Annotated in this window: 10 protein-coding genes; 9 read left to right on the plus strand and 1 reads right to left on the minus strand. The window is 35.8% G+C overall.

Translation table 11 applies throughout. The features are described from left to right. Positions 1–256: 256 nt before the first annotated feature. The 5 genes from rsfS (at position 257) to mtgA (ending at position 6,147) form a co-directional block, all read left to right on the plus strand. Positions 257–616 (plus strand): ribosome silencing factor, encoded by a 360-nt coding sequence (rsfS, locus tag G7050_RS04385; RefSeq protein WP_166111738.1) that lies wholly within the window; start codon positions 257–259, stop codon positions 614–616. Positions 617–716: 100 nt separating this feature from the next. Continuing rightward, complete coding sequence (ftsH, locus tag G7050_RS04390; protein ID WP_166111741.1) at positions 717–2,759, plus strand: ATP-dependent zinc metalloprotease FtsH; 2,043 nt, start codon at positions 717–719, stop codon at positions 2,757–2,759. Positions 2,760–2,949: 190 nt separating this feature from the next. Next, positions 2,950–3,801, plus strand: a complete 852-nt coding sequence (locus tag G7050_RS04395) for a phosphatidate cytidylyltransferase (RefSeq protein WP_255493317.1) — start codon at positions 2,950–2,952, stop codon at positions 3,799–3,801. A 277-nt stretch (positions 3,802–4,078) separates the two neighbouring features. Next, positions 4,079–5,230 (plus strand): porin, encoded by a 1,152-nt coding sequence (locus tag G7050_RS04400; RefSeq protein ID WP_166111744.1) that lies wholly within the window; start codon positions 4,079–4,081, stop codon positions 5,228–5,230. A gap of 236 nt (positions 5,231–5,466) precedes the next feature. Next, positions 5,467–6,147: a monofunctional biosynthetic peptidoglycan transglycosylase gene (gene mtgA, locus G7050_RS04405; RefSeq protein ID WP_166111747.1), complete on the plus strand. Its 681-nt coding sequence runs from the start codon at positions 5,467–5,469 to the stop codon at positions 6,145–6,147. An 18-nt stretch (positions 6,148–6,165) separates the two neighbouring features. On the opposite strand, the gene G7050_RS04410 is transcribed toward mtgA, so the two are convergent. Next, positions 6,166–7,458 (minus strand): MATE family efflux transporter, encoded by a 1,293-nt coding sequence (locus tag G7050_RS04410; protein ID WP_166111750.1) that lies wholly within the window; start codon positions 7,456–7,458, stop codon positions 6,166–6,168. Positions 7,459–7,736: 278 nt separating this feature from the next. On the opposite strand from G7050_RS04410, the gene G7050_RS04415 reads away from it, so the two are divergent. The 4 genes from G7050_RS04415 (at position 7,737) to G7050_RS04430 (ending at position 14,025) form a co-directional block, all read left to right on the plus strand. Next, complete coding sequence (locus G7050_RS04415; RefSeq protein ID WP_166111753.1) at positions 7,737–9,701, plus strand: peptidylprolyl isomerase; 1,965 nt, start codon at positions 7,737–7,739, stop codon at positions 9,699–9,701. Between the two features lie 143 nt (positions 9,702–9,844). Next, on the plus strand, positions 9,845–10,750 hold the full coding sequence (locus G7050_RS04420) for a peptidyl-prolyl cis-trans isomerase (RefSeq protein WP_166111756.1): 906 nt from the start codon (positions 9,845–9,847) through the stop codon (positions 10,748–10,750). Positions 10,751–10,846: 96 nt separating this feature from the next. Then, on the plus strand, positions 10,847–12,217 hold the full coding sequence (locus G7050_RS04425) for a peptidylprolyl isomerase (protein WP_166111759.1): 1,371 nt from the start codon (positions 10,847–10,849) through the stop codon (positions 12,215–12,217). Positions 12,218–12,366: 149 nt separating this feature from the next. Further along, positions 12,367–14,025 carry an OstA-like protein gene (locus tag G7050_RS04430; protein ID WP_166111762.1) on the plus strand — a complete coding sequence of 553 codons (1,659 nt, stop codon included), beginning with the start codon at positions 12,367–12,369 and terminating at the stop codon, positions 14,023–14,025. The last annotated feature ends 79 nt before the right edge of the window (positions 14,026–14,104 follow it).

The raw sequence follows: 14,104 nt of genomic DNA on the forward strand, positions 1-14,104 counted from the left end.
AAACAGTTTAACGATTTTAAGATAACCGACCTTTTTATTAAATTGATCAGTACCTGATAATCTGAAAGAAAGTGCCGCTATACAGATATTCTTTATATGACGTTAACCACATTAGACTCAATTTAATAAAAAAAACAGCTATATTTGTATCCAATAAGGTATCGAGCCTCTTACATTATTATCTTCAGCATAACAGATTAGTATTGTTGCACTTGAGATAGTAGTATTAAACTTAAAAACAATTGATCCTCAAATAATGAATGACGTAAAAAACTTAGTTAATCACATAATTGCTGCTTGTCAGGATAAAAAAGCTAAAAACATAGTAACTATCGACCTTTCGGAACTCCCCGGTGCTATTTGTAAATATTTTGTTATTTGCGACGGAAATACTCCGATGCAGGTTTCTGCCATTTCGGACGAAATAGTAAATAGTATCAAAAAGAAAATACAAGACAGACCTATTACTACTGACGGCTTGAAAGAAGCCAGATGGGTAGGTATTGATTATGGCACAGTTATTGTTCATGTATTTATACCGGAACTTAGAGACTTTTATGATTTGGAACACCTGTGGGCTGATGCCAAAATTGAACGGATTCCCGACATAGACTAAATTCCAAGAATGAACAATCACTTTTTTTAGATGTTATTCAATACACGGAACATAGCATTAAAAAAAATCTAAACAATTAGTCAGTTCCTGATTTTACTGTATGGAAAAAAAAGATAATAAAAATTTACTTCAGAAAGGTGGAAAAGGACCTAAAATTCCCGTTTCGAGCTACTGGATATATATCATTGCTTTAGCGTCTATAATTGGGATATACTTCTTCTCACAAGATGCTGTAGTGAAAGAAGTCGGATGGTCTGACTTTCAAAAATACACAGAAAAGAACTATGTAGAAAAAATTGTAGTATTCAATAAAAAGAATTCACTGCAAGCCTATATACGCCCCGATTCGGCACAGTATATCTTTCAGGAAGGAGCTGCCAAAATGGGCAAAAATCCTTCTATCATAGTTAGTATTCCTTCGGCTGACAAATTTTCTGATTTTTATGATAAAGTCATAGCCAACAATCCGTATAAGATTGATGTGAGCTATGAAACAGGAAGTGATTTTACGGATATTCTCGTAGGATTATTGCCTTTTGTTCTACTTATCGGACTTTGGATATATATTATGCGCCGTATGTCGGGAGGTGGTTCCGGCGGAGGTGGCGGAGTATTCAGCGTCGGAAAATCGAAAGCTCAACTATATGACAAAGGTTCACCCGATGCCAAAACGACATTTAAAGATGTAGCCGGATTAGCCGGAGCTAAGGAAGAACTTGAAGAGATGGTTGAATTCCTTAGAAACCCGACAAAATATACCGAAATCGGTGCAAAAATACCTAAAGGAGCCCTACTAGTAGGCCCTCCGGGAACAGGTAAAACTTTATTAGCTAAAGCTGTAGCAGGTGAAGCTGACGTACCTTTCTTCTCAATGTCAGGATCTGACTTTGTGGAAATGTTTGTGGGAGTCGGAGCATCTCGAGTAAGAGACTTGTTTAAGCAAGCTAAAGAAAAAGCACCTTGTATCATCTTTATTGATGAGATTGACGCTATAGGTCGTGCCAGAGGAAAGAACCCAAATATGGGATCTAATGACGAGCGCGAAAACACATTGAATCAATTGCTAACAGAAATGGATGGCTTTGGTACTAACAGTGGAGTTATAGTACTTGCTGCAACCAACCGTGCTGACATTCTAGATAAAGCGTTGCTTCGTGCAGGTCGTTTCGACCGTCAGATTTATGTAGATCTACCGGATATTAATGATAGAAAGCAAATCTTTAAAGTTCACCTTCGTCCTATTAAAATAGACGATTCGGTTGATCTGGATTTCCTTTCACGCCAAACACCCGGTTTTTCGGGAGCTGATATTGCCAATGTCTGTAACGAAGCTGCGTTAATAGCTGCCCGTAACGGTAAAAAGGTAGTAACAGAAGGCGATTTCACAAGTGCTATCGACCGTATAGTTGGAGGACTTGAAAAGAAAAGTAAGATAACAACTCTTAATGAGAGAAGAACAATAGCTATTCACGAAGCTGGTCACGCAACGCTAAGCTGGTTCCTTGAGCATGCCGATCCGTTGGTAAAAGTTACCATTGTACCACGAGGTAAAGCACTCGGTGCAGCATGGTATCTACCGGAGGAAAGACAAATCACGACGAAAGAGCAAATGCTGGACGAATTGTGTGCTTTGTTAGGCGGACGTGCTGCAGAAGAAGTCTTCATCGGACATATATCTTCGGGAGCAATGAATGATTTGGAACGTGTTACCAAACAGGCTTATGCTATGATTTCATACATGGGCATGAGTGATGCACTTCCTAACATCTGCTATTATGATTCTTCAGGGCAAGGATATGGATTTACCAAGCCATACAGTGAAGAGACATCGTTACTTATTGACAAAGAAGTACAGGCGATGATCAATTCTCAGTATGAAAGAGCCAAGCAACTCCTTAGAGAACATACTGAAGGCCACAATAAGCTGGCTGATTTATTACTCGAAAAAGAGGTCATATTTGCTACCGATCTGAAAGATATCTTCGGAACACGACCATGGATATCTCGTTCCGAGGAAATCCAAAAAGAAGTGGAGCGTAATACGGCTAAAGCCGAGGAAAAAGAGAAACAAGAACAAGAAGCAAAGTTAACCGAAATAGGTTCTTCTACAGGATTAGTTGCCGAAGAAGATCAGTCAGAGTAACTTTTTAAAAATAAACAAAAAAGGTATAGTTTTCACGAGCTATACCTTTTTTATTATATTTGCAGTCATAATGCATAAAAACAGGGTTATTTCATAGCTTACTCTCAGAGTATACTAAGTGCCATAGTTAAAAGCATAACATAATATTAGTATTGTAATTTTATTACATATCATAAAAACTATCAAATAAGTGTTGAATATAAAGAATCTTGGACTCCGAATTGCCACAGGTATCGTATTTATAGCTGTCTTAATGGCGGGAATTTTATATAATCAATACTCTTATCTGATCGTATTTTCACTGATTACCACCTTAGCCTTGTACGAATTCTATGGACTACTTTGTAAGACAAAGAATGCAGAGTTAAATCGGGTCTTAAATACATTAGGAGGTCTATCTCTTTTTATTGGTGGATACTTCTTCTTCTCTTCTCCCGATAAGCAACTTATTACTCTGGTTCCTTATGGAATCTATATACTTGCATTATTTATCTCCGAACTGTTTTTAAAAGGAACTAACCCGATTCAATCATTGGCATATGCCGTATTGGGACAAATATATCTAGCAATTCCATTATCATTGCTCAGCTATCTTGCTTTTGGTTATGATATGGATAGTAGGTCATACCATTATGCATTTCTGCTTGCTCTATTTGTTTTTATATGGGTCAATGATTCCTTTGCTTATCTCACAGGATCTTTGTTCGGAAAGCATCGGATGTTTGAGCGAATCTCTCCAAAAAAATCGTGGGAAGGCTTTATTGGAGGTGCAGCATTCACAATTGCCGCATCGGTTATTTTTGCGAACTATTTTACTCAGCTTCCGCTTTGGGGATGGATTGGTTTTGCTATTGTGATGATTATTTTCGGAACACTAGGCGATTTAGTAGAATCTCTTTTCAAAAGAACTCTCAATGTAAAAGACTCGGGAAATATACTTCCGGGACATGGAGGTATTCTTGATCGTATAGACAGCGTTATTTTTTCTATTCCTGCCCTGTTTATATATGTTGAGGTTATATCTTTCTTCATCCATAGATAAATCTAAAGCTTTATTATATTCTCTTTTGCCCTACTTTTATCCGACAACCTAAAAATTGCCTCTTTTGCTAAATAGGTTAAATTTTAATTTCACTTACATCCCACTCTATTGTTTACAATATTCTTTTAAATATTGCGTATTATTTGATGTACAGACGAAAGTATCTTCAATTTTAACATCAAAAGCAAAAAATAGATTCTATTTATACACTATCGATAAAAAAAGATCTTCGTATTTTTGTACATTCGCACACTTATTCATTTTATACACCATGATCATGAAAAAACTATTCATCATCTCCTTTTTACTTTTGTCAGTTATGACCATGTATGGTCAGGATTCAGACACAACCTTACTTCGAAAACTAGTAGAGAAACAAGTATTAACTCAACAGGAAGCTGACGAGATAATGCTAAAAAATCAACCAAAAACTCAAAAAAAAGAAACAGAATTGATTCCCCATAAAATCAGGGAAGCTTTTAATAGTCCTTATGTAAATTTTGGAGGCTATGCATTATTGATGTATAAATACAGTGATGTTTCGAACGTGAAACATGATCTAACCCCCCGACTTGTTTTCATAAGTATGAACGGAAAGCTTAATAATAATATTGGCTACACCGTTTTATTCGATTTTGCCAATCCTCTTGTACACGAACTCTATGGTATATGGGCTCCATCTGCTGCTCTCAATTTAAAGTTAGGACAGATGAAAGTGCCTTTTACTATCGAAAACCAATTTTCACTGACTCAATTAGAGACTGTATATAATACAAGATCAATCTCCAGCCTAGCAAGTATGGCTGATGATGTTATGAAGCTACAGAATGGAAGAAATAATGGAGGACGTGATATAGGTATCAACGCCTCGGGTAGTTTAATCAAAATGAAAGGTTATAACTTGCTCGAATATGGTATCGGTGTGTTTCAAGGGTCCGGTATATCTTCTCCTGAAAAAGATAATTACAAAGACTTCTCCGCACAAGTACTTTTACAACCCATAAAAGGTTTCCGTTTTGGAGGTAGCGTCTACTTTGGCTCTGCAACTTATACTTTGGACAAAGAAATAGCACCTGTAGCCACTCATGTCAGAGACCGTTGGGCATTAAGTGCTGAGTATAGAGGTGACAGATTTTATGCACGTTCGGAGTGGCTTCATGGAAATGACGGAGGCATTAAAAAAGAAGGGCTTTACGGAACAGTTCTTTACAATGTGGTTCCAAAGAAAGTAAATGTAACAGGTAAAGTAGACTACTTCAATAAAAATAAGGATACTAATGCAGAAGTAATTGATTACACTATCGGTGCTAATTATTATTTCTACCAACAATGCCGGGTGCAGCTCAATTACACTTATTCTGATTACTCAAATAAATGGGCAGCACGTAATTCTAACGTTGTATACGCTCAATTCCAAGTGGTATTTTAAAGATATAATTAAATCTTACAATAACGAAAGGATGGTATCAGTGAACTACTGATACTATCCTTTTCTCATTTACAAACCAGATAAAGGACGATACAAATAGATGATTATTTACTACTTTTGCACCTGAATGGGTTCTCTGAACTATTTATTACTTTGGCTAGTGCTAAAACAACAGACAGCTCTGATTTTTAAAATGTATCAGTAAATACTTTAATCACTTAAAAGATTAAGCCTCAATGAAGAAATTCTGGAAATGGGTCCGCAATATCATTATATGTCTTTTCGTATGCAGCATTCTACAGGTGCTGATATTTAAATTCGTTCCCATATATTATACACCTTATATGGTAACTAATAATATTGCTCAGTTATTTACGGAAGGAAAAATTGACTGTGAGCATACTTGGGTACCACTTGAAGAAATTTCGAAATATTTGCCTTCAGCAGTTGTTGCTTCCGAAGATAATTTATTTATGGATCACTCCGGATTCGATTTCAATCAAATAGAAAAGGCTCAGAATGAAGCTGAAAAAGGGAAACGGGTACGGGGAGCAAGTACAATTACCCAGCAGACCGCAAAGAATGCTTTCTTATGGCATGGTAAATCGTATATCAGAAAAGGATTGGAGGCTTATTACACAGTGTTGATAGAGTTACTATGGGGTAAGAAGCGTATTATGGAGGTTTATCTGAACTCTATAGAAATGGGAGAAAACATATATGGAGCGGAAGCTGTAGCTCAAAAGCATTTTAATAAATCGGCAAGTAAACTTACTGCCGGAGAATGTGCGTTGATAGCAGCAACACTACCTAATCCCAAAAGATTCAATTCCGCAAAACCCTCTAATTATATGCTCAAACGAAAAGCTAAAATACTTAGCTTGATGAGTAAAATTCCACCTGTGAATTTTGATTAAGTATAGAGAATTCTGATCCTAAAATGAGGCTTTTATTTTTCGATACAGAAAGGCCTGCATTATACCACGCATACCCAGATAAATAATAAAGGCAAACCAAAGAGCATTATTCCCCCAGCTACTATATAAAGAATAATAGATCACAAAAAAGCAGGCAGCAGCTACAAACATCGAATTTCGCATTTGCTTGGATGCTGTAGCTCCAATAAATATTCCATCCCAGAGAAAAGCAGAAAAGCCTGCGATAGGAATCAACAATACCCATATCTGATATTCTTTACAAGCGGCAATCACATCCACCTTGTTGGTCAGCAATTGCAATATCTGATCCGTAAAAAGTCCATACATACAGGTAAAGAAAACAGTAAGTATAGCCCCCCAAAGAAAAAGATATCTAATTAACTTGCTTAACACGTCATGCCTTTTAGCTCCAATAAACCTGCCAGTTAATGCTTCCGCAGAATAAGCAAAGCCATCCATGATATATGAAAACAAGGTGAACATCTGCATTAACAGTGCATTTGCAGCCAAAGTCGTATTCCCCATTTTAGCAGATGATGATGTAAAAAAAGTAGTAACAGCTATAAGCAGCATTGTTCGTAAAAAAATATCGGAATTAACTCTAAAAAAAGGAATGAAGGCAGCAATATTATTTAATCTATCGAAATCTAAATTCAGTCTTACCACCTTATATTTGAAGTACCAAATAGTAAATGCAATCACAAAACCCATAATTTGAGCAATAGTTGAAGCCAAAGCAACACCTTCGATATTCATATTCAAAACATATACAAAAACCAGACTTAAACTAATATTGATTATATTAACAGCTATGGCAATATACATAGGCGTGCGGGCATCCTGCATGCCAACAAACCAGCCTGAGAAAGCATACATACCCAATACCGCCGGCGCTGCCCAGACATAGATATGAAAATAATAACCGGCATACAACCGCACATCACTACTAGCTTTAATTACCTTAAAAGCCAGGTCGAATATTATATTCTGAAACATGATAATCAATAGCCCTGCAATCAAAGCAATAAGCAAAGAACGCAGTAAAACTGTAGCGGTTTCTTTATTATTTTCGGCTCCATATGCCTGAGCAGTAAAGCCACTGGTACCCATTCTAAGAAAAGAGAAACTCCAGTACATAAAATTAAAGATGATACTTACTGTTGCAATTGCTCCAATATATACTTCGAGGCTCAGATGTCCAACAATAGACATATCTACCATACTTAGAAGAGGTACTGTTATATTGGATATTATATTGGGAATGGCAAGCCGTAGTATATTCTTATTCATTTCTCAAAAGAGTAAGGTCGTTGACCTCTTTTATTTATAAAAAACAGAAGCAACTTTAGATTTTTACAAATTTAGTATTTTATAATAACTTTCCTATTTGTTAAAAATTAAGATTCATTGTAATAGCTTATATGTCAATGCTCGAATAATTCTCAGAAAATCTTAATATCTTTGTCTTTGGATAAAAGTTTAATCTGAGGTCTCTGACCTTTATATTATTATTGAATAATCTTGTTACAAAAAAAATTACTACTCTTAATTTTTATCTGAACTAATTTATGAATACAGTTAAATGTTTCGCTACACTCCTTCTCAGCTTGTCTTGCTGTATTACATACGGACAATCTGATCCAATATTGATGAAAATCAATGGTGAAAAAATCACTAAATCTGATTTCGAATATGCCTATAAAAAGGCAAATAATACAACTTCATCAGAGAGTCAATCGATTGATCAATTTCTTCGATCGTTTATTGATCTTAAATTAAAAGTAGAAGAGGCTAAATCATTGCAATTAGACCAGGACGAAATATTCAAAACAGAATATTCCAGATATCTAGAACAATCACAAAGTCCATACATAACAGATAGTATTTCTCCCGAGATAGTTGCTCGAAAAATATATGACAGATTAGGTCAAAATATACAAATCAGCCAACTTTTCATTGCATTACCCACAGAAGATGTCTTCCCTAAAGATACACTTGAGGCATACAAAAAAATCGTATCCATAAGAGAATCAGCCATAAAAGGAAACGATGAGAAATTTGAAGAACTAGTAGTCAAGTTTTCGGAGGACAGCGTAAGCAGAAAATCTAGCATACCGGGATATCTCGGTTGGAAAACAGCTTTAATGCTCGATCCGAAAGTCGAAGAGGCGATGTATACAACTGAACTGGATTCAATATCGCAACCGGTAAGAACCAATAAAGGTTATTACCTCATAAAGGTATTTAACAGACGTCAGGATTTAGGCCAAATTAATTTATCCCATATTTTCTTTCCTTATCCATATGAAGACTCCGACACAGCTCAAAAAGACAGTGTTCGCAGTCAAGCGCAAAAAATATACGAAGAATTGCTGTCAGGAGCTAACTTCGCTCAAACTGCAGCACAATATTCTTTAGATCAGCAAACTGCCTCAAGAGGGGGGGCCTTGGGATGGTTTGGAATCAGCAATCCTTTACCTCCGGTATTTGAAGAGCCTCTTTTCAGTCTGAGAGAAGGAGAAATATCTCAGCCTTTAGAAATGGACTATGGTTTTCATATCTTTAAAATAGTCAACAAAAGCTACCAGCTACCTTGGGAAAACTTGAAGGAACAAATAATCAAGGCTATTTCTCAAGATGACAGAAATGAGTTAATCAAAAAGCTAAAGAGAGAAAAATTAGTAAAGGAGTTTCCTTATAACTTAAATACATCCGTATATAATCAGTTAGAAGCTATTGCCAGCACCTATCATATAGCAGATTCTAGTTATTTCGAAAAAATAACACCTCTGGACGACCTGCCTCTACTATCTATAGGCAACAAAGAGTATAAGGTTATGGATTTTGTGGATTTTTTAGCTGAAAACCCAAATACGAACTTTACTTTGTCAACAGATATTTTATCTCATAAAGTGAATGACTTTATCCTTCGGAAACAACAAGAGGTGCAGAAAGCAAGTTTAGATGAAAGATATCCGGAGTTTCATCACTTGACCACAGAGTATTATGACGGGATTCTATTATTCGATGTCATGAATCAGGAAATATGGACTAAAGCCCAAAACGACACAAAAGCTCTACAAGACTTGTTTGCTGAAAATCCTTCGAAATACCAATGGGAATCACTCAAGTATAAAGGATATGTTATACATGCTAAAGATAAGAACACTCTTAAAAAGGTAAAGGAATTAATCAAGAAGTATCCTGATCAGGATGCTTTGGGGCCAATTTTGACTCAACAACTAAACTCCGATTCAATAAAAAATATTTATATAGAAAAGGGTCTTTGGGGAAAAGGTGAAAATGGTTTTATCGACAGAAAAATATTCAAGATCAAAAATAACAGAGAAATCATAGGATATCCTCAATTTGTAGTTTCAGGAAAATTGATCAATAGCCCTGAAACCTTCGAGGATGTAAAGGGACAAGTAATTTCGGAATATCAAACTATCTTAGAAAAGGAATGGATAGAATCTCTTCGCAAAAAGTATAAGGTAGAAATAAACGATGATGTTCTCAACAGCTTGAAATAAAGCAACAGTTTTTTCATCGTTTCATTGTAGCTAAATGGGTAGAGTAACTCCTACTTTTTCAACATATACGAATGATCAATAAATAGGTCTAAGACCTTTCACTTAATATAAAATTCTATATTTATATTTCTAAAAACAGCAAAATGATTAAACAGAGAAAAAAGATATCATACTATATTATACTTACGGCATCGATTACGCTCTCCATATTTGCTGCCTGTTCCTCTAAGAAAGAAGCAAATCCGGATAAAGCTAACAACCCTATAGTGTCGGTAAACCAAAAAACATTATACCAATCCGATATAGAAACTGCGATTCCCGAAGGATTAAGTTCGGCAGATAGTACAGCGGCAGCAGAGGCGTATATCAAAATGTGGATTAATGACGAATTGATTTACGAAAAAGCTAAACAAAACGTAACAGATCAAGACAAGATAAACGAATTGGTCGAAAACTATCGTCAGTCCCTTACCGTATTTACTTATCTGGAACAACTTCTTAAAGAGGAATTATCAAAAAAAATATCAGATAAAGACCTCAAAGAATATTATGATCAACATCCGGAAAGTTTTGAGTTAGAGTCTAACCTAATCAAAGGACTATTTTTAAAGATACCACGTTCATCCAATGAAGTCAACAATTTCAGGCAGTGGTACCAATCGACTTCGGAAGCATCTAAAGAGAAAATCGAAAAAGCTTCTTTCCAGAATGCCGTTATCTACGATTACTTTTATGACCGTTGGGTCAATTTCGATGATATTGTAACAAACATACCAACTCCTATAACTAATGTTGACCAGTTTGTAAAGGCAAATAAAAACTTCGAGACACAAGATTCGTTATACGTCTATCTTTTGCATATCGAAGAGTATGCTCCATCGGGAACTACGGCTCCTTACGAATATGCAAAACCTCAAATAACGGATATTTTAATCAACAAGCATCGCGAATCTTTCTTAAAACAAATCGAAACCGATTTATATAAGAAGGCGACAGACAATAATGAGATAAAATTCTACCAGAAAAAGGAAGAAAAACCAAAGAAATAATAAGCAGGCAAAGGCTTATAACTTCTTTTAATATATTCGAAATATAACTTCAACCTATTATTGCTATATTTACGCCTCTTTTAATAATATACAAGGATGACCGTTTTAAAGAAAGCAGTACTTTTTTTTAGCTTATTAAGCTTTATTTCATTTAATTTGAAGGCACAAGACAATGTTATTGATCAAGTGGTTTGGGTAATCGGAGATGAAGCTCTTCTTAAATCAGATGTAGAGGGAGTAAAATTACAGATGCAACTTGAAAAAGAGCATTTTGATGGTGATCCATATTGTATAATCCCCGAACAATTAGCCGTTCAGAAACTATTTCTACACCAAGCAAAGGTAGACAGTATTGATGTTGGTAACAATGTCGTATCAAGAACTGTCGACAGACGTATAAATAATGCCATAGCTTCTTTGGGGTCGCAAGAAAAACTCGAAGAATATCTGGGTAAATCGATCAATCAGCTTCGTGAAGAATGGAGGGAACAAGTTCGTGATAACGAAATTGTGACTGAGGTTCAAAGAAAAATTGTAGGTAATATAAAGCTGACTCCTTCCGAGATCAGAAACTATTACACACAATTGTCACAAGACAGTTTGCCTTTTATAAATACGACAGTAGAAGTAGAAATCATCACCATGAATCCTACTATACCTATTACAGAGATAGATGCAGTTAAAAATCGCTTAAGAGATTTTACGGATCGTATCAATAAAAAGGAATCGAGCTTTTCAACACTGGCATTACTCTACTCTGAGGACATAGAATCTGCGAAACGAGGAGGAGAACTTGGTTTTATGCCTCGAACTCAACTTGTTCCTGAGTATGCTAATGCTGCATTTATGCTGAATGACCCAACAAAAGTCTCTAATATAGTAGAATCTGAATATGGTTTCCATATCATACAGCTTATCGAAAAAAGAGGTGATCGTATAAATACACGACATATTTTGCTTAAACCTAAAGTTCCGACGGAAGAGTTAAAAAAAACAACTGTACGCATGGATTCTTTATTAGTTGACTTAAAAGCTAATAAGTTTACATTCGAAGAGGCAGCAACCCATATTTCGGCAGATAAAGATTCTCGTAACAACAAGGGGCTTATGCTAAATAAAAGTGAATACAGTAATTATTCAGGTACAGCTCATTTCGAGATGAAAGATCTACCTCAGGAGGTAGCCAAAGTTGTAGATAAAATGGCTGTCGGAGATATTTCTCAACCCTTCACGATGCTTAATAGCAGCGGTAAAGAAGTAGTTGCTATTGTAAGATTAAAAGAAAGAATAAATGCTCACAAAGCCAACCTTTCGGATGACTATCAGGTAATGAAATCGATTGTTGAAGGAAAGAAAAGAGAAGATGTTCTAAAAAAATGGGTACAAGAAAAAATAAAAACTACCTATGTGAGAATTAATGATGATTGGAAAAATTGTGATTTCCAACACGAAGGCTGGATTAAATAAAATCTAATTCTTAATGAGAGCCTAAGTCTTTTATTAAAAAGTACAGCATTAATATCTTACATTACTCAAATTATAATAAAAAGGTTCGAGACCTTAATTTACATCTTTGCTACAAAAAGTATAATCTTCTTATAGCAATCACCTGAAAGATGAATAACGATATAAAGAATTCTCCAAGAAACAGGCGCAAAATGCACATAGCAGCTATTTTGTGCCTGCTTATTATATATGTTTCGGCTCAGGCTTTGGTACAACAGAAAAAGCCCCAGCACCCGATTGGTCCTCAAACAGCCGCATCGGCAGGTAATAAGAAAGTTATACAATTAATAAAAGCATTAACTCTCGATAAACGTATTGGATTCGATCCTCAGATATTAATAGACAGCGTAGTCTTGTATCACGATGGTGCCTTTATGTATTGTGACAGTGCCTATCTCGACGAAGCGACCAATCAGTTTGAAGCATTCGGTACGGTACGTGTCGAACAAGGAGATACACTCTTTCTGTATGGCAGTTACCTGCAATACGATGGAAATACCCAACTGCTAAAAGTTAGAAATAATGTACGATTAGTAAATCGTGATGTAACCTTGTTCACCGACAGCCTCGATTACGACAGGCTCAATAATATAGGATACTACTTTGATGGAGGAATGCTTGTAGACTCTCTCAATGAGCTAACGTCATACTGGGGACAATATGAGCCGTCGAAACAGCTTGCTTTATTTAGAGACAGTGTAAAACTTACTAATCCTAAATTTGTAATGTTTACCGATACTCTCTTATACAATACCAATAATAAAGTTGCTACCATATTAGGACCTACCCGAATAGAATCTGACAGTGCTATTATATATTCAACAAAAGGATGGTATGACACTAATACCGAGCAATCATTATTGTTAGACCAATCGAGAATTGTAAACAAAGAAGGAAACAGAACTCTTATAGGAGATTCCATATCGTACCATAAAAAAGAAGGTTATGGAGAAATATTCGGTAATATGTTTTTACAGGATACTATCAAAAAGATTATACTGACGGGCAATTATGGTTTTTATAACGAAATTACCAACTATGCTATGGCTACCGACTCGGCTCGTGCCATTGAATATTCTCAGCCTGACAGCCTTTTTCTGCATGCCGATACTCTTAAACTTATTACCGATTCGGTATATAGAGAGATTAAGGGTTATTACAATGTTCGTTTCTATCGTACCGACTTGCAGGGTGTATGCGATTCGCTGGTATTTAAAACCAAAGATTCTATTCTGTACATGTACAAAAATCCGGTTCTATGGAATGAAACAAATCAGATATCAGGAGATTCCATTAGTATCTTTTTCAATGACAGTACAATTGACAGAGCCCATATAAGACCTAATGCTTTTTCGATAGAACAGAAAGATTCCACACATTTCAATCAACTCAAAGGACGAAGCCTAAAAGCCTTCTTCGAAGATAAGCAGATTAAACACATATTGGTTGAAGGTAACGCCGAATCGATATTCTATCCTGAAGAGAAAGACAAGTCGATGATGGGAATGAATCAGACAGAAAGTGGTTATCTGTCTATTGATTTCAAAGATAAGAAAATAGAAAAACTAAAGCTCTGGCCTCAATCCACAGGAAAAATGATCCCTCTTTCGGATTTGAAACCCGATCAAGGTAAACTCCGGGATTTTGAATGGCTCGATTATATACGCCCTCTTGATAGGGATGATGTATTCAGGAAGGTTAAAAGAAAAGGAGGAAACAGCCCCGGCAAACGACGATCCAATAAACCGGCGGTCGAGACTGTCGAATAGGCTCTCCAAACTGACTTTACCTTTTAGTAAAGGTATGTTTCCGACACAGACTATAATCATGTTATAAACTGTGTAATAT

It is taken from the genome of Dysgonomonas sp. HDW5A (assembly GCF_011299555.1).
In the GTDB taxonomy this organism is placed as follows: domain Bacteria; phylum Bacteroidota; class Bacteroidia; order Bacteroidales; family Dysgonomonadaceae; genus Dysgonomonas_A.

Coding starts and splice junctions, on each gene's coding strand:
- rsfS (WP_166111738.1), top strand. CDS start 257: ATGAATGACGTAAAAAACTTAGTTAATCACATAATTGCTGCTTGTCAG.
- ftsH (WP_166111741.1), top strand. CDS start 717: ATGGAAAAAAAAGATAATAAAAATTTACTTCAGAAAGGTGGAAAAGGA.
- G7050_RS04400 (WP_166111744.1), top strand. CDS start 4,079: ATGAAAAAACTATTCATCATCTCCTTTTTACTTTTGTCAGTTATGACC.
- mtgA (WP_166111747.1), top strand. CDS start 5,467: ATGAAGAAATTCTGGAAATGGGTCCGCAATATCATTATATGTCTTTTC.
- G7050_RS04410 (WP_166111750.1), bottom strand. CDS start 7,458: ATGAATAAGAATATACTACGGCTTGCCATTCCCAATATAATATCCAAT.
- G7050_RS04415 (WP_166111753.1), top strand. CDS start 7,737: ATGAATACAGTTAAATGTTTCGCTACACTCCTTCTCAGCTTGTCTTGC.
- G7050_RS04420 (WP_166111756.1), top strand. CDS start 9,845: ATGATTAAACAGAGAAAAAAGATATCATACTATATTATACTTACGGCA.
- G7050_RS04425 (WP_166111759.1), top strand. CDS start 10,847: ATGACCGTTTTAAAGAAAGCAGTACTTTTTTTTAGCTTATTAAGCTTT.
- G7050_RS04430 (WP_166111762.1), top strand. CDS start 12,367: ATGAATAACGATATAAAGAATTCTCCAAGAAACAGGCGCAAAATGCAC.